We start from the raw sequence: 14,893 nt of genomic DNA, 5'->3' as shown, positions 1-14,893 counted from the left end.
GGGCCTGCCCCGGCTTGCCTACCGGGGTCAGTACGCGAAGCTCGGGTATGCCGTCGTGTCCGAGCACGGGTCGTAGGTGAAGGCCTCGTCCTGACAGACGTTGATCTGCCCGCGGGCGCGGTCCGACAACGAGTCGAGGACATTGTGCGTGTAGGCGTACACGTACGAGGCCGATGTCGTCCTGGAGGTCGTACGGCTGGTGCCGGGGGTGTAGCTCGGGTTGCACCCCATGGCCGAGCAGTTCTGGTAGTAGAACTGGTAGCGCGTCCGGACGTAGACCGGAGCCCCTCCGGGCCTGTTGTCCTTGTAGTGCGCGTTGGTCCGTGCGAACGAGCTTCCCTCGTTGTAGAAGTCCCCGTAGCCGCTGCCCAGCGACGAGACGATGGTGCCCCAGCCCACGGCCTGGGCCTGACCAGCCGTCCCCAGCAGCCCAAGTCCGGCCATTGCGACCCCCAGCACCGCTGTGTGCAGCCTCATGCGAATCCCCTCCCCGCAACGTCGAGCAGCCGAACGCTCCCGAACCTGCCCGCACGCTAACAAGGGCAACCGACAGACCAACACCCCGCATTCGACCCTTGAATGGCAGCTGGCCACATGTCGCGGGTGCCTGATATAGGTCCTCGGCCCACGCCGCCCCGGCACACGGCTCCGGTCCTCCGGCCGGACCCGGAACCGAGTCGGGCCGAGCCGGCGCAGCCACACTTACGGCAGCTGGATCCCGGGGCGGGTCACACGGCGGCGGGCCTGTCCGCACCGAGGTGCGAACAGGCCCGCTGTGGCCGGCTCAGGGTGCGGCCGTCAAGCCGTCGGCCCTCTGTGGACGGCCATCAGGCCGTGGCGTCCTCCTCGGCGAGGAGGTTGCGGGTCCGGCTGGCGTCCAGCGGGATGCCCGGGCCCATCGTGGTGGTCATCGTGGCCTTCTCGATGTAGCGGCCCTTGGACGACGACGGCTTCAGACGCAGGACCTCCTCGAGGGCAACGGCGTAGTTCTCCACCAGGGACTTCTCGTCGAAGGACGACTTGCCGATGATGAAGTGGAGGTTCGCGTGCTTGTCGACGCGGAACTCGATCTTGCCGCCCTTGATGTCGGTGACCGCCTTGGCCGTGTCCATGGTGACAGTGCCGGTCTTCGGGTTCGGCATGAGACCGCGCGGCCCGAGCACCTTGCCGAGGCGACCGACCTTGCCCATCATGTCGGGCGTGGCGACGACGGCGTCGAAGTCGAGCCAGCCGCCGGAGATCTTCTCGAGCAGGTCGTCGGAGCCGACGTAGTCGGCACCGGCCTCGCGGGCGGCCTCAGCGCGGTCGCCGGTGGCGAAGACCAGGACGCGCGCCGTCTTGCCCGTGCCGTGCGGCAGGTTGACAGTGCCACGGACCATCTGGTCGGCCTTGCGGGGGTCCACGCCGAGACGCAGGGCGACCTCGACGGTGCTGTCGTACTTGGTGGTCGACGTCTCCTTGGCGAGGCGCACGGCCTCCAAGGGGGCGTACACCTTGCCGGCCTCGATCTTCTCGGCGCCTGCGCGGTAAGCCTTGCTGCGCTTCATTGCTGCTCCTGATTTCGATGCTGTGAATGGAGTTGTGGTCAGTCGGACCAGCGCTGGTCCTGCCACAGGGGTGTCCATCGCTGCTGCTCCTCGCAGAAGGTCAGGACGGGTGGACGGGGTGCATCCCGTCCGTCTGCCCGCGACCGCCGGGATCGGCGGTCGCGGGCAGAAGGTCAGAGCTGGGTCTCGACGCCCATCGACCGAGCAGTGCCGGCGATGATCTTCATCGCCTGCTCGACGTCGTTGGCGTTGAGGTCCTCCATCTTCATGGTGGCGATCTCGCGTACCTGGTCGGCGGTCAGCTTCGCAACCTTGGTCTTGTGCGGCTCACCGGAGCCCTTGGGGACGCCGGCAGCCTTCTTGATCAGCTCGGCGGCCGGGGGGGTCTTGGTGACGAAGGTGAAGGAGCGGTCCTCGTAGACCGTGATCTCCACCGGGATGACGTTGCCGCGCTGGGACTCCGTCGCAGCGTTGTACGCCTTGACGAACTCCATGATGTTGACGCCGTGCTGGCCGAGGGCCGGACCGACGGGCGGGGCCGGGGTGGCCGCGCCGGCCTGGATCTGCAGCTTGATGAAGCCGGAGACCTTCTTCTTGGGAGGCATTCTTCGTTCCTTCTCTGGTGGTGGGCCTACGCCGTGGGCGATGACCCGGTTGCAGCCCGCGGGGTGCCGCGGGGCGTGGCCGTCCGGTCAGATCTTGGCGACCTGGTTGAACGACAGCTCGACCGGAGTCTCCCGGCCGAAGATCGAGACGAGCACCTTGAGCTTCTGGGTGTCGGGGTTGATCTCGGAGATCGTGGCGGGAAGGGTCTCGAAGGGCCCCTCCATGACGGTGACCGACTCGCCGACCTCGAAGTCGACGACCGCGACGTCCTTGGGCTTGCCGGCGCCGCCGCCGCTCCTGGCACCCGCCGTGGCCGGGCTCTCCAGGTCGGCCGGAGCGAGCATGGTGAAGACCTCGTCCAGGCTGAGGGGCACCGGCTGGTGCGCGTTGCCGACGAACCCGGTGACGCCGGGGGTATGCCGTACGGCGCCCCACGACTCGTCCGTCAGGTCCATGCGGACGAGCACGTATCCGGGCATCCGCACGCGGCGTACGAGCTTCTTCTGGCCGTTCTTGATCTCGGTGACCTCTTCCATCGGCACCTCGGCCTGGAAGATGTAGTCCTCCATGTTGAGGGAGGTCGTGCGGTTCTCGAGGTTCGCCTTCACGCGGTTCTCGTAGCCCGCGTAGGAGTGCACGACATACCAGTCGCCGAACTGGCTCGCGAGGGCGTCCTTGAACTCCTTGACCGGGTCCTTGGCCGGGGCGTCGTCGCCCTCCTGCGCCACCTTCTCGTCGGCGGCGTCTGCGGTGTCGGCAGGCTCTGCACCCTGGGCACCCTCGGCACCCTCGGCACCCTGGGCACCGTCCGGACTGCGCGGGTCGAGCGAGTCGTCGACAGACTCCGCCTCGGAGGAGTCCTCCGCGGCGGGACGCTCGTCGGGCTCCGCGGTGGCGCCGTCGAGCTCGTCGGGCTCCGCGGTGGCGCCGTCGGCGACCTCGGCCTGCGACACGTTGTCGGTGGTCCACTGGTCGGACACGCTGATGACCTACTTCCTCTGGTATTCGGACCGGGCGCGAGCCCGGTCGGTGCGGCGAAGTGCGGGTGGGCCTACCGGCCGCCGAAGACCCACAGGACGAGCTTCGTGAAGCCGAAGTCGACAGCCGACACGAACGCCATCACGAACGTCACGAACACGATGACGACGATCGTGTAGTTGACCAGCTCCGAGCGCGTCGGCCGCACGACCTTGCGCAGCTCGTCCAGGATCTGGCTCACGAACAGTGACAACGACCCGAAGAAGCGCGCGACGGGGTTGCCGCGATTGTCGCCCTTGCGGCTGGTGCGACCAGAGCCGCGGGTGTCCGCGCTCACGTTCGTCACGATGCCTCTGCTTTCACCGATGTATGCCGTGCGGCCGGGTCGGCTGCACGTCCTGCAACGCAGGGCAGGAGGGACTCGAACCCCCAACCGCCGGTTTTGGAGACCGGTGCTCTACCAATTGAGCCACTGCCCTACGGAACTCCCCGCCGGGGCAAGATGTTCCGCCGGCCGATTTCGGGCACGCCAGAAGCATGGCCAAAGTCAACCGAGGAAGAAGCATACGTGAGGCGTGGCGCTCAACGCGAACTCGCGCGGAGCCCGGGCCTGGCGCCGACGCTCCCGCTCGCCGAAGTCTGAGACTTCGGAAGTTTCGTCGGCGTGTCCTCCCGAAGTCCCAGACTTCGGAAGTTTCGTCGGCGTGTCCTCCCGAAGTCCCAGACTTCGGAAAGCAGGGGGCGGTGACCGGGCTTCGGACGGGGGTACGCGGCATACCTGCGCAATGGGAGCATGGAGCACGTGACCGAGCAGACCGCCACCACCACGCCCGCTACCCTGACCGCTCGCTCAGCGCAGGAGCTCCAGGCCTTCGCGCGGGAGCAGCAGGAGGCGTATGCCGCGCTGAAGGACCGGGGACTGTCGCTGGATCTCACCCGGGGAAAGCCTGCGACGGACCAGCTGGACCTGTCCAACGACCTGCTCGGCCTGCCGACCGGCGTCAAGGACGCCACCGGGACCGACACCCGGAACTACGGCGGCCTGGAGGGCATCCGGGAGCTGCGCGAGATGTTCGCCGAGCTGCTGTGGGTCGAGCCCGAGCAGGTTGTCGCCGGAGGCAACTCCAGCCTCGTCATGATGCGCGAGGTCCTCGTCGACCTCTGGCTCCACGGCGGCGTCGACAGCGAGCGCCCCTGGAGCCAGGAGGAGAAGGTCACCTTCATCTGCCCGGTCCCGGGCTACGACCGCCACTTCACCCTGCTCAGCTGGTTCGGGATCGACATGGTCACGGTCCCCATGCACCAGGACGGCCCGGATGCAGAGGCCGTCGCTCGGCTCGCGGCCTCCGACCGGACCATCAAGGGCATGTGGGTGGTTCCGACCTACGCCAACCCCAGCGGCGCGGTCGCCTCCCAGGAGGTCGCAGCCCGGCTCGCGTCGATGGAGACCGCCGCACCCGACTTCAAGATCTTCTGGGACAACGCGTACGCCTTCCACCACCTCACCGAGGACGAGGCCAAGTCCGCGGACATCCTGACCCTTGCGGCGGCCGCCGGCCACCCCCACCGGCCGGTGATGTTCGCCTCGACCTCGAAGATCACCTTCGCGGGTGCCGGGGTGGCGTTCCTCGCCGCGTCGGCGGACAACGTGAGGTGGTACACCGGCCACCTCGGCAAGGGCGCGATCGGCCCCGACAAGGTGAACCAGCTGCGCCACGCCCAGTTCTTCAAGGACGCGCAGGGCGTGCGGACCCACATGACGCGGCACCGCGAGATCATCGCCCCGAAGTTCGCCGAGGTGGACCGCATCCTCACCCAGCGCCTCGAGGGGCTCGGCGTGGCGACCTGGACCCGTCCGACGGGCGGCTACTTCGTGAGCCTCGACGTCCAGGACGGCACGGCGTCGCGCGTCGTCCAGCTCGCCAAGGAGGCCGGCATCGCGCTCACGCCGGCAGGCTCGTCGTTCCCGTACGGTGACGACCCGCGGGACCGCAACATCCGGCTTGCCCCCACGTTCCCGAAGCTGGCCGAGGTCAGCGAGGCGATGGAAGCGGTGGCAACGTGCGTCCTGCTGGCGGCGGCCGAGCAGCTCACCGCCACCGGCTGACCCGGCGACCCTGGCCGTCCGGGGACGTCGCCATGCCGTGAGCGGCACCTGCGGATCCCCCGAATGGGTCACGGCCCGGACGCCCGGTCCCTAAACTTGCGCTGACCGGACGGGACGACCGTGGCCGAGGGGGCGCGCGTGTATCTCAGCGACCGCCCACGGGAGCTTGCCGGCCCGGCGCGGGCCCCAGCCGCGCCCGCGGCCCGTCGCGGCGTGGGCTCCACCGTCCTGCTGCTCGGACTGGTGAGCCTGCTCACCGACGTGTCGTCGGAGTCGGTCTCCGCCGTCCTGCCGCTGTACCTGACCGCGGTACTGGGTCTCTCGCCCCTCGCGTACGGCTTCGTGGACGGCCTCTACCAGGGAGTCAGCGCCCTCGTCCGCATCCTCGGAGGCTGGCTGTCCGACCGGGCCGACCGGCCCAAGTGGGTGGCCTTCGCGGGCTACGCGCTGTCGGCCGTGACGAAGGCGCTGCTGCTTCCGGCCAACGGCCTCACGGCGGTGACCGCCGTCATCACGCTCGACCGCCTCGGCAAGGGGCTGCGGACCGCCCCCCGCGACGCCATCATCGCCACCGCGACGCCGCCCGAGTCCAGAGGTCGAGCCTTCGGTGTCCACCGAGCGCTGGACACCACGGGAGCGGCAGTCGGCCCCCTGCTGGCGTTCTCCATCCTGTGGCTCGTCCCGGGCGACTACCGAGGCGTCTTCGTGGCCTCACTCGCGGCAGCCCTGTTGGGGCTCGCGCTCCTCGGGCTCATGGTGCCCGACGTGCGTCCGCGCCGCACGGCGGTCACCGCGGCTGGCGAGGGACCCGCGGGCGACGCGACGGCCACTCGGCCGGGCGACGCGACGGCCACTCGGCCGGGCAACCTGACGGCCAGCCGACCGGACACCACGGTCGCCACCGGTCCGGCCGGTCCCGTGGCCACCAGAGCGCCCAGACCGTCGTGGCGCACGCTCGCGGAGCCCCGGTTCGCTCGGGTAGTGGCCGCCGCGGCAGTCCTCGGCCTGCTCACCATCAGTGACGGGTTCCTCTACCTCTCGCTGCAACAACGGGACGACTTCGCCGAGAGGTGGTTCCCACTGCTCTTCGTCGGCACGAACGTGGCGTACCTCTGCCTGGCCGTCCCCTGCGGGCGGCTCGCCGACCGGGTCGGACGGGCCAAGGTCATGGTCGGTGGGCACCTGCTCCTCCTCGGTGCCTACCTCTGTGCCGCCCGGCCGACGGGTGGCTTCGCTCTGACGCTCGCGTGCCTTCTCCTGCTGGGGGCGTTCTACGCTTCCACCGACGGGGTCCTCGCCGCACTCGCCTCGACTCTCGTCCCGCAGTCGATCCGCGCCAGCGGGATCGCGACGGCGCAGACCGTCGTGGCCGTGTCCCGGTTCGGCTCCTCCCTCCTCTTCGGCGTTCTGTGGAGTGCGTGGGGACGGTCCCCCGCCGTCTCCATCATGGCCGCCGGCCTCCTGGTCGGTGTCACGGCAGCGTGGCTGCTGCTGAGGAACGTCGAGCAACCCCAGCGGCAGGGCGATGCGGCATGACCGCGTCGGCCCGACAGTCGACGCGCCTGCGCCTCGTCGCCCTGGCCATCGTGGCCGTCCTGCTGCTGGGTGCCTCGGCGGCCTACCTGCTGGTCTCCAGGTCGGAGCAGCAGCACGTCACGCAGAACGCGCCGGGGCAGAGCACCGTGCAGCTCGCGTCGGTCTCGACGGGTCCCCGCATCGTGTTCCGCAACACCGCCATAGGCCCGAACTACGGGCGCGTCGCCATGGTCCGGCTGGGCTCGCCAGCCGGGGCGAGGGCGTTCACCGGCAGCCTGTGCGACCGGGTGTTCGCGGCCTCGGACCGGATGCTGTGCCTGGCCTCCGACCCTGGCGTCGTGACGGCGTACACGGCCAGGACCTGGCAGACCTCTGGCGGTCCGGCCCGCGACCTCCCCCTCACCGGGATCCCGAGCCGCGCGCGCCTGTCGGCGGACGGCCGGCTGGCCGCGACGACGAGCTTCGTGGCCGGGGACTCCTACGCGTCGACCAGCTTCTCCACTCGCACGGTGGTCTCCGAGCTGGACAAGGGCGTCAACCTGGACCTCGAGAAGTTCAGGCTGGTGCACCGTGGCAAGGTCATCGCACCGTCCGACCGCAACTACTGGGGTGTCACCTTCGCCGGCGACGACGACGGCTTCTTCGTGACGGTCATGTTCCATGGCACCACGTGGCTCGGCAAGGGCAGCCTCTCCTCCAGGACGGTGCGGACGCTGCGCTCCGACGCAGAGTGCCCGTCGCTCTCCCCGGACGGGAGCAAGGTGGCCTACAAGAAGCGTGGCAACCGTCGGGCCGGCGACTGGCGGTTGGCGGTGCTGGACCTGGCCACCGGCAAGGAGACCCAGCTGACGGAGACACACAGCGTGGACGACCAGGTGGAGTGGCTGGACGAGGGCCACATCCTCTACGGCCTGCCCGGCCAGGGCACCAAGGTCGCGGAGACGGACGTGTGGGCGCTGCCCGTCGACGGCCGCGGGCAGCCTCGGCTGCTGATTCAGAAGGCCTGGTCTCCCGCCGTCGTACGCTGACAAGGCGTCGAGCAGCGCTCGCGTGAATCGCGGCCGCGAGCAGCGCGGTCCGGGCCGCCTGGGCATGCCCGGCTGAGTCCGCCTTGCGATCCTGTCGCCCCTGGCCCAGGGTGGTGCCCATGAGCGATCAGCCCGGTACGGAAAGCTTCGAGGACGACCTGGGCAGCTACAGCGTCGACGACGCCGTGGACGCTGGCAGCGCCCAGCAGGACGAGCTGCTCGACACCAGTGAGGGCGACAACGAGCCCTGGTCCCCGCCCGACCTGCAGCCGCGGAACACCGAGTGGGGCACTACCGGGTACGAGCAGGCACAGGACGAGACCATCGACCAGCGGATCGAGCAGGAGGTCCCGGACCCCAACTCCGCCTATGGGGCCCCGGACGACGAGGGCGGCCTGGACGAGGAGCCCCGGCTGGGTGGCGACGACCCCGACGCCATCGACCCGCAGGACGACTTCCTCGCCGACCCCGAGGTCGGCGACGAACCCGTCGGCCAGCTCACCGAGCCCGACGAGGGCGGACGGCCGGATGTCGAGCCCGAGCTCCTCGGCCAGGATCGCGGCCTGGACGCGGGCGGGCTGTCGCCCGAGGAGTCCGCGATGCACATCGTCGACGAAGGTTGACGCGCCCGCTGCACCTGCTGCCCAAGGCGCACCTGCACCTGCACTTCACCGGGTCCATGCGGGTCGGGACGGTGCGCGAGCTGGCCGCCAAGCACGGGCTCCGGCTGCCCGATGCCCTCACCCGAGGGTGGCCGCCGCAGCTCAGTGCCCGGGACGAGCGAGGCTGGTTCCGGTTCCAGCGGTTGTACGACGCCGCCCGCGCGTGCGTCCGCGACGAGGACGACCTGCGCCGGATCGTCCGCGAGGCAGCCGAGGACGACACCACGGAAGGGTCCCGCTGGCTGGAGATCCAGGTGGACCCGACGTCGTACGCGCCATTCGTGGGCGGGATCACCCCGGCACTGGAGATCGTCCTCGACGAGGCACGCGTGGCGTCCGCAACCGGTGCCGCCCAGGTAGCGGTCATCGTGGCGGCCAGCCGGATCCGTCATCCGCTCGACGCCAGGACGCTGGCGCGGCTGGCCGCGCGGCACGCGGGCGAGGGTGCCGGCGCGGTGGTGGGGTTCGGTCTGAGCAACGACGAACGGCGCGGCGTGACCCAGGAGTTCGGGCCGGCCTTCGAGATCGCCCGACGCGCGGGGCTCGCGCTCGTCCCGCACGCCGGCGAGCTGCTCGGGCCGACCGCGGTCGAGAGCACCCTGGAGTCCCTGCGCCCGGACCGGATCGGGCACGGCGTACGCAGCGTCGAGGACCCGAGGGTCCTGGAGATGGTGGCGCACTCCGGCGTAGCGCTCGAGGTGTGCCCGGGCAGCAACGTCGCCCTCGGCGTGTATGCCGGCGCAGCCGAGGTCCCGCTTCGGACGCTGGTGGAGCACGGCATACCGGTGGCTCTGGGGGCGGACGACCCGCTGCTCTTCGGCTCACGGCTGACCGCCCAGTACGACAGCGCGCGCGAGGTCCTCGGCTTCTCCGACGTCGAGCTGGCCGACCTGGCTCGCGGCTCACTGCACGCCTCCCGCGCTCCGGAGCAGCTCCGGGAGGCGGCACTGGAGGAGGTGGACCGCTGGCTCACCTGCACGACCGCTGGCTGACCAGCGGTCCTCCACTGCCGGAGCACTGCTGGACCACCGCTGGACCACCGGCAGGGCAGCGGCCGGGCACCGGCCGGCGTGCCCGGCGACTGCTCGGCCTAGAGGTCGTGCCCCACGAATACCGGCTCGTTCACGAGCGACACACCGAAGGCCTCCTGCACGCCGGAGCGGATGTGCCGGGCGAGCTCCGCGACGTCCTCCGCGGTAGCGCTCCCACGGTTGGTGATGGCCAGGGTGTGCTTGCCGGAGATCGCCGCACCACTACCGGGCAGGGCGAAGCCCTTCTCGAACCCCGCCTGGTCGATGAGCCACGCGGCACTCGTCTTGACGTTGCCGTCGGGGTCGGCGAAGCGCGGCGGGACCGGCGCGTCAGGCCCCAGCCGCGCGGCCACCCGGGACTCCAGGTCTGTGAACCGCCCCGCGGACAGGATCGGGTTGGTGAAGAAGGACCCGCAGGACCAGGTGTCGGGGTCGTCGCTGTCGAGGACCATCCCCCGGCGGCGGCGCTGCACCAGCACGGCGTCGCGCGCCTCGGCCAGCGGCACCCTGGCTCCTGGCTCGACCTCGAGCTGGCGCGCCAGGTCGGCATATCCCACCGGCTGGCTCAGCTCGCTGGGCACGAGCTGGAACAGGACGTCGAGCACCACGTACCGCGGGGAGGCCTTGAAGACCGAGTGGCGGTAGGTGAACCCGCAGTCGAGGGAAGCGAAGGTGCGGACCTGCTGCTCACGGCGGTCCCACACGCGGACGGAGGCGATGGTCTGGGCGACCTCCTGGCCGTAGGCCCCCACGTTCTGCACCGGCGTGGCGCCGCTGGCCCCCGGGATGCCGGAGAGCGCCTCGATGCCGGACCACCCCTGGGCGACCGCCTCGGCCACCAGCTCGTCCCACACCACCCCGGCGGCGACCCGGACCATCACGCCCCCACACAGGTCCTCGGACTCGACCTGGACGCCGCTGGTGGCGACCCGCACGACGGTCCCGGGGAAGCCCTGGTCGGCGACGACGACGTTGGAGCCGCCGGAGAGCACCAGCAGAGGCTCGTCGGCGTCGTCCACCTCGCGGACGGCGTCCACGACCTCGTCGATGGTCTCCGCCGTGACGAGCCGTGCGGCCGGGCCCCCGACGCGCATGGTCGTCAGCCCGGCCAGCGGGACCTCGTGTTCCTCGCGCATGCAGCCGTCTCAGTCGAGCTGCACGACGGCCAGGCAGCGGCCCAGGACCTTGTCGCCACCGCTCGTCGCGGTCAGCTCGAGCGTGGCTCGGCGGGAGCCCCCGTCCAGGGTCTTCACCACGCCGGTCACCTCGACCTGGCTGCCCGACTGCGGCACCACGACGGGCTTGGTGAACCGCGTCCCGAACTCGACGACGCGACCGCCGTCCCCGGCCCACTCCTCGACCACGGAGCCGACCGCCCCCATGGTCCACATGCCGTGCGCGATGACGTCCGGCAGCCCGACCGACCTTGCGAACGACTCGTCCTGGTGGATGGGGTTCTGGTCGCCGGAAGCCGCGGCATACTGCACCAGCGTCGCCCGGCCCACCGGCACGGTGCGGGGCCCGACCACGTCGCCGACTGCGGTCTGCGCGAAGGCTCGCACCGCCATGCTCACTCGCCTCCTCGGATGACGATCGTCGAGGTAGAGGTGCACAGCGCCTCGCCTCCAGTCGTGGCCAGCTCGATGCGCGTCGTGACCATCGCGTGGCCCCCGGCCTGGCGTACCGCGTCGACGGTGAGGGTGCCGAGCACCTCGTCGCCCGCCGTGATCGGGCGGTGGTGGACGAAGCGCTGTTCTCCGTGGACCACCCTGGTGAAGTCGACGCCCGCCTCAGGGTCCTCGATGAACTGCCGGTCACACTCCTGGGCGAGGGTCACGGCGAAGGTGGGGGGCGCGATGACGTCGCGGTAGCCGGCCTCCCTGGCCGCCTCCTGGGAGGTGTGCACAGGATCCGTCGAGCCGACCGCCGAGGCGAACGCCGCGAGGGCCTGCGGGCTGACGGGATACGGTCCGGACGGCGGGTAGGTGCGCCCCACGAAGTCTGCGTTGACGGCCATGTCGCCCACTCTATGGGGCGGCCGAGCGGACATGACAAAGCCGCCCGGGACGAGCGTCCGGGGCGGCTGTCAGGCGGCTGGCAGTCCGCGTCGACGAGGCGCGAAGGGCACCTGGGCCAGGACTGGGGTCAGCGGGTCTCGCGGTGGACGGTGTGCTTGCCGTCGCGGGGGCAGAACTTCTTCATCTCGAGCCGGTCGGGGTTGTTCCGACGGTTCTTCTTCGTGATGTAGTTGCGCTCCTTGCAATCCACGCAGGCCAAGGTGATCTTGGGGCGGACGTCGGTGCTCTTGCTAGCCACGGGGCAACCTGCTCTCGAACTGACGGTGGTGAAGTCTGCGACGCCACGAGGCGGCGACGCAACAGAATACGCGACCTCAGGCAGATTCCTGAAATCGCGGCCGTAGCGGGAGCGGGGCTCGATCCCGCGACCTCACGATTATGAGTCGTGCGCTCTAACCAGCTGAGCTACCCCGCCATGGGGTCCGGCGCCGTACGGCACCCTTTCCCAGAGCCCCCTGTCGGAATCGAACCGACGACCTTTTCCTTACCATGGAAACGCTCTGCCGACTGAGCTAAGGGGGCCAACTCACCGCTCGGAACCCTCGCGGAAGTGCGACGGTGAGACTACACGCCCGGGTGCCCTCACCGAAAATCGGCGGCGGCCGTGATCGGGACCTCGGGCGCCCCACTGCACCCGCCCGATGCACCTGCGCCGCGTGCTCAGCGGAACGCCTGCTGGCCGGTCAGCGCCTGCCCGACGACCAGCGTGTGCATCTCCACGGTCCCCTCGTAGGTCAGCACGGACTCCAAGTTGTTCATGTGCCGGATGACGGGGAACTCCAGGCTGATCCCGTTGGCGCCCAGGATCGTTCGCGCGGTGCGGCAGATGTCGAGCGCCTCGCGGATGTTGTTCAGCTTGCCCAGGCTCACCTGCTCGGGACGGAGGGTGCCGGCATCCTTTCGCCGCCCGAGGTGTAGGGCCAGGAGCTGCCCCTTGACCAGCTCCAGCGCCATGTCTGCGAGCTTGGCCTGGGTCAGCTGGAACGCCGCCAGGGGGCGGCCGAACTGGTGCCGCTCGACGGCGTAGCGGCGTGCCGTCTCCAGGCTCGAGCGTGCAGCCCCGAGCGAGCCCCAGACGATCCCGTACCGCGCCTCGGACAGGCAGGCCAGCGGGCCCTTGAGACCGCGGACCTCGGGGAAGGCGGCGTCGGCGGGCAGCCGGACGCCGTCGAGCACCAGCTCGCTGGTGACCGAGGCCCGCAGGCTCAGCTTGTGCTTGATCTCCGGCGCCGAGAACCCGGGGGTGCTGGTGGGCACCGCGAAGCCGCGGATCCCCTCGTCGGTCTGCGCCCACACGACGGCGACGTCGGCCACGGAGCCGTTCGTGATCCACATCTTCGACCCGTCCAGCACCCAGTCACTGCCGTCGCGCCGGGCCCTGGTGCGCATGGAGGCCGGGTCCGACCCGTGGTCCGGCTCGGTGAGGCCGAAGCAGCCGATGGCCTCCCCCGAGGCCATCGCGGGCAGCCACTGCTGCCGGTGCTCCTCGGTGCCCCAGCGGTGCAGCGCGAACATGGCGAGCGACCCCTGCACCGAAACGAGGCTCCGGATCCCGGAGTCGGTCGCCTCCAGCTCCAGGCAGGCGAGCCCGTAGTCCACGGCGCTCATCCCGGCGCAGCCGTAGCCCTCCAGGTGCATCCCGAGCAGCCCGAGCGACCCCAGCTCACGGGTCAGACCGCGCAGGTCGTCGACCTCGCCCCGCTCGAACCAGTCGGCGACGAAAGGTTCCACCCTCGCGTCGAGGAAGGTGCGGACGGTGGAGCGTACGGCCTTCTCCTCCGCGCTGAGGAGGTCGTCGATGCCGGCGAGGTCGAGCGGGTCCATGGGGCACAGTCTGCCCGTTCCCGCCACGGCTCCGGTGTCCGGGCGGCAGGTGACCCCAGGCAGCACCCTCAGGGGCGGCTGAGCACCAGCTCGGAGATGCGCGCCACCGCGTAGGCGTACCCGCTGGGCCCGCACCCGACGATGACCCCGGTCGACACGGCGGACAGGTACGAGTGGTGCCGGAACTCCTCACGGGCGTGGACGTTGCTGAGGTGCACCTCGAACACCGGGGCCGGGATCGTGGCGACCGCGTCGCGCAGCGCGATCGACGTATGCGTCAGGGCGCCCGCGTTGATGACGAAGCCCACTGCGGTGGTGCGGGTCTCGTGGATGGCGTCGATGAGGACGCCCTCGTGGTTGCTCTGCCGGAAGTCGATCGCGAGGCCGGCGAGGCTGGCAGCCTTGCGGCACAGCGCCTCCACGTCGCCCAGCGTGTCGTGCCCGTAGATCTCGGGCTCCCGCTCACCCAGGAGGTTGAGGTTCGGTCCGTTGAGGACGACGACGGTGGGCTCGCTCATACTGGCCGCTCCTGTGCTTGCTGTGCCTGGGTGCTGTGTCCCGCCCTGCGCGGTGCGGCAACGCTCCCATGCGGCTCCTCTGTCGGGGCCCTTCCCAGGTTAGGCCACGACAGGACGACATGACCGGACGACCCGGGCCTCGTCCGTTCGGACAGCACAGGCCGAGGCAGGTGTGCCCCAGGTCAGCGACGCCGGACCGCCCGCGTGCCCAGGACGATGGCGGCGAGCCCCAGCAGCCCGGCGGCCAGCCGCCTGCCGTACGTCTTCAGCAGCACGGGCAGGACCGCCGTCCCCAGGTCAAGTGCTGTGTCGCCCTCGCGCGACGGGCTGGGCGTCTCGCCGGCCGCGGACACCTCGGGGACGGGTGACGGCTGGTGCGGCGGGTGCCTTGGCGCCGGCGATGCCTGCTCGTCGCCGGCGACCACCACGCCCTCGGGCAGCAGCTCCACCACCGGCGCCGGTGCCGGTGCCTGTGCCGGTGTCGATTCCGGTGCCTGTGCCGGTGTCTGTGCCGGCGTCGCCGTCTGTGCCGGCGCGGAGATGGTGCTCTCGACACAGGCGACGAACTGCGCGAGCAGCTTGTCCGAGACGTCCTGCATCACCCCGCGGCCGAACTGCGCCGGCTTCCCGGTCACCGCGAGGTCGGTGCGCACCTCCGCGCGCGTCGTGCCCTCGCCCGCGTCGGTGAGCTGGATCGTCACCGTGGCGCCTGCAGTGCCGTTGCCGCGCTTGTCCTTGCCCTTGGCCTCCAGGACGGCGCGGTGAGCGCCGTCGTCGCGTTCCACGAACGAGCCCGTCCCCCCATACGTCAGCGCGATCGGACCGAGCTTGACCTTGACGGTCCCCGAGAACCCGTCGTCGGTCACCTCGGTCACGGTCGCGCCGGGAAAGCAGCCGCCCACGAGTCTGAGGTCCATGAAGGTCTCCCAGGTGCGGTCGACCGTGGCCGGGACCGTGAAGCTGTGCGTCAGCTCCATC

The 14,893-nt window shown here is 70.6% G+C and carries 17 protein-coding genes and 3 tRNA genes; 5 read left to right on the top strand and 15 right to left on the bottom strand.

Going from position 1 to position 14,893, the window contains the following annotated elements:
• Positions 1 to 27: 27 nt before the first annotated feature.
• The 6 genes from PHA84_RS07195 to PHA84_RS07170 form a co-directional block, all read right to left on the bottom strand.
• Entirely contained in the window at positions 28 to 477 is a 450-nt protein-coding gene (locus PHA84_RS07195; protein ID WP_270887415.1) for a hypothetical protein, read from the bottom strand.
• A 350-nt stretch (positions 478 to 827) separates the two neighbouring features.
• Positions 828 to 1,547 carry a 50S ribosomal protein L1 gene (gene rplA, locus PHA84_RS07190; protein WP_270887414.1) on the bottom strand — a complete coding sequence of 240 codons (720 nt, stop codon included), beginning with the start codon at positions 1,545 to 1,547 and terminating at the stop codon, positions 828 to 830.
• A 173-nt stretch (positions 1,548 to 1,720) separates the two neighbouring features.
• Positions 1,721 to 2,152: a 50S ribosomal protein L11 gene (gene rplK, locus PHA84_RS07185; protein WP_270887413.1), complete on the bottom strand. Its 432-nt coding sequence runs from the start codon at positions 2,150 to 2,152 to the stop codon at positions 1,721 to 1,723.
• Positions 2,153 to 2,239: 87 nt separating this feature from the next.
• Positions 2,240 to 3,133: a transcription termination/antitermination protein NusG gene (gene nusG / locus PHA84_RS07180; RefSeq protein WP_270887412.1), complete on the bottom strand. Its 894-nt coding sequence runs from the start codon at positions 3,131 to 3,133 to the stop codon at positions 2,240 to 2,242.
• 71 nt (positions 3,134 to 3,204) lie between these two features.
• Entirely contained in the window at positions 3,205 to 3,477 is a 273-nt protein-coding gene (secE, locus tag PHA84_RS07175) for a preprotein translocase subunit SecE (RefSeq protein ID WP_442952842.1), read from the bottom strand.
• Positions 3,478 to 3,537: 60 nt separating this feature from the next.
• Positions 3,538 to 3,610, bottom strand: a tRNA-Trp gene (locus PHA84_RS07170).
• Positions 3,611 to 3,933: 323 nt separating this feature from the next.
• On the opposite strand from PHA84_RS07170, the gene PHA84_RS07165 reads away from it, so the two are divergent.
• The 5 genes from PHA84_RS07165 (at position 3,934) to PHA84_RS07145 (ending at position 9,456) form a co-directional block, all read left to right on the top strand.
• Entirely contained in the window at positions 3,934 to 5,238 is a 1,305-nt protein-coding gene (locus PHA84_RS07165) for an aminotransferase (protein ID WP_270887411.1), read from the top strand.
• 138 nt (positions 5,239 to 5,376) lie between these two features.
• Complete coding sequence (locus tag PHA84_RS07160; protein WP_270887410.1) at positions 5,377 to 6,774, top strand: MFS transporter; 1,398 nt, start codon at positions 5,377 to 5,379, stop codon at positions 6,772 to 6,774.
• A complete protein-coding gene (locus PHA84_RS07155) occupies positions 6,771 to 7,802 on the top strand; it encodes a TolB family protein (protein WP_270887409.1) in 1,032 nt (343 codons plus the stop codon). The genes PHA84_RS07160 and PHA84_RS07155 overlap by 4 nt, the downstream gene beginning before the upstream one ends.
• A 119-nt stretch (positions 7,803 to 7,921) precedes the next feature.
• The gene (locus tag PHA84_RS07150; protein WP_270887408.1) at positions 7,922 to 8,425 is read left to right on the top strand and encodes a DUF5709 domain-containing protein; all 504 of its coding nucleotides are present in this window, start codon (positions 7,922 to 7,924) and stop codon (positions 8,423 to 8,425) included.
• Positions 8,422 to 9,456: an adenosine deaminase gene (locus PHA84_RS07145; RefSeq protein WP_270887407.1), complete on the top strand. Its 1,035-nt coding sequence runs from the start codon at positions 8,422 to 8,424 to the stop codon at positions 9,454 to 9,456. The genes PHA84_RS07150 and PHA84_RS07145 overlap by 4 nt, the downstream gene beginning before the upstream one ends.
• A gap of 98 nt (positions 9,457 to 9,554) precedes the next feature.
• Here the strand turns inward: PHA84_RS07145 and PHA84_RS07140 are convergent, their stop codons facing one another.
• The 9 genes from PHA84_RS07140 to PHA84_RS07100 all read right to left on the bottom strand — a co-directional run bounded on the left by PHA84_RS07140 (position 9,555) and on the right by PHA84_RS07100 (position 14,892).
• On the bottom strand, positions 9,555 to 10,631 hold the full coding sequence (locus PHA84_RS07140) for a UDP-N-acetylmuramate dehydrogenase (RefSeq protein WP_270887406.1): 1,077 nt from the start codon (positions 10,629 to 10,631) through the stop codon (positions 9,555 to 9,557).
• 9 nt (positions 10,632 to 10,640) lie between these two features.
• A complete protein-coding gene (locus PHA84_RS07135) occupies positions 10,641 to 11,063 on the bottom strand; it encodes a MaoC family dehydratase (protein ID WP_270887405.1) in 423 nt (140 codons plus the stop codon).
• Positions 11,064 to 11,065: 2 nt separating this feature from the next.
• Positions 11,066 to 11,512 (bottom strand): FAS1-like dehydratase domain-containing protein, encoded by a 447-nt coding sequence (locus PHA84_RS07130; RefSeq protein WP_270887404.1) that lies wholly within the window; start codon positions 11,510 to 11,512, stop codon positions 11,066 to 11,068.
• A 128-nt stretch (positions 11,513 to 11,640) separates the two neighbouring features.
• Positions 11,641 to 11,811 carry a 50S ribosomal protein L33 gene (gene rpmG / locus PHA84_RS07125; RefSeq protein ID WP_270887403.1) on the bottom strand — a complete coding sequence of 57 codons (171 nt, stop codon included), beginning with the start codon at positions 11,809 to 11,811 and terminating at the stop codon, positions 11,641 to 11,643.
• A gap of 103 nt (positions 11,812 to 11,914) precedes the next feature.
• A tRNA-Met gene (locus PHA84_RS07120) sits at positions 11,915 to 11,988 on the bottom strand.
• Positions 11,989 to 12,022: 34 nt separating this feature from the next.
• Positions 12,023 to 12,095: transfer RNA gene (locus PHA84_RS07115), tRNA-Thr, on the bottom strand.
• A 138-nt stretch (positions 12,096 to 12,233) separates the two neighbouring features.
• Positions 12,234 to 13,397, bottom strand: a complete 1,164-nt coding sequence (locus PHA84_RS07110) for an acyl-CoA dehydrogenase family protein (protein WP_270887402.1) — start codon at positions 13,395 to 13,397, stop codon at positions 12,234 to 12,236.
• 68 nt (positions 13,398 to 13,465) lie between these two features.
• Entirely contained in the window at positions 13,466 to 13,915 is a 450-nt protein-coding gene (gene aroQ, locus PHA84_RS07105; protein ID WP_270887401.1) for a type II 3-dehydroquinate dehydratase, read from the bottom strand.
• 182 nt (positions 13,916 to 14,097) lie between these two features.
• A complete protein-coding gene (locus PHA84_RS07100) occupies positions 14,098 to 14,892 on the bottom strand; it encodes an SRPBCC family protein (RefSeq protein WP_270887400.1) in 795 nt (264 codons plus the stop codon).
• Between the last annotated feature and the right edge of the window lies 1 nt (position 14,893).

Origin of the sequence: Pedococcus sp. 5OH_020, assembly GCF_027812955.1 — a bacterium.
Taxonomy (GTDB): Bacteria; Actinomycetota; Actinomycetes; order Actinomycetales; family Dermatophilaceae; genus Pedococcus.
The sequence above is the reverse complement of the archived record's forward strand: the minus strand, read 5'-3'. Positions and strand labels throughout refer to the sequence as shown.

What these genes read in the sequence shown, in the direction of transcription:
- PHA84_RS07195 (WP_270887415.1), bottom strand. Translation starts at nt 477, where the DNA reads ATGAGGCTGCACACAGCGGTGCTGGGGGTCGCAATGGCCGGACTTGGG.
- rplA (WP_270887414.1), bottom strand. Translation starts at nt 1,547, where the DNA reads ATGAAGCGCAGCAAGGCTTACCGCGCAGGCGCCGAGAAGATCGAGGCC.
- rplK (WP_270887413.1), bottom strand. Translation starts at nt 2,152, where the DNA reads ATGCCTCCCAAGAAGAAGGTCTCCGGCTTCATCAAGCTGCAGATCCAG.
- PHA84_RS07155 (WP_270887409.1), top strand. Translation starts at nt 6,771, where the DNA reads ATGACCGCGTCGGCCCGACAGTCGACGCGCCTGCGCCTCGTCGCCCTG.
- PHA84_RS07150 (WP_270887408.1), top strand. Translation starts at nt 7,922, where the DNA reads ATGAGCGATCAGCCCGGTACGGAAAGCTTCGAGGACGACCTGGGCAGC.
- PHA84_RS07140 (WP_270887406.1), bottom strand. Translation starts at nt 10,631, where the DNA reads ATGCGCGAGGAACACGAGGTCCCGCTGGCCGGGCTGACGACCATGCGC.
- PHA84_RS07135 (WP_270887405.1), bottom strand. Translation starts at nt 11,063, where the DNA reads ATGGCGGTGCGAGCCTTCGCGCAGACCGCAGTCGGCGACGTGGTCGGG.
- PHA84_RS07130 (WP_270887404.1), bottom strand. Translation starts at nt 11,512, where the DNA reads ATGGCCGTCAACGCAGACTTCGTGGGGCGCACCTACCCGCCGTCCGGA.
- PHA84_RS07110 (WP_270887402.1), bottom strand. Translation starts at nt 13,397, where the DNA reads ATGGACCCGCTCGACCTCGCCGGCATCGACGACCTCCTCAGCGCGGAG.
- aroQ (WP_270887401.1), bottom strand. Translation starts at nt 13,915, where the DNA reads ATGAGCGAGCCCACCGTCGTCGTCCTCAACGGACCGAACCTCAACCTC.
- PHA84_RS07100 (WP_270887400.1), bottom strand. Translation starts at nt 14,892, where the DNA reads ATGGAGCTGACGCACAGCTTCACGGTCCCGGCCACGGTCGACCGCACC.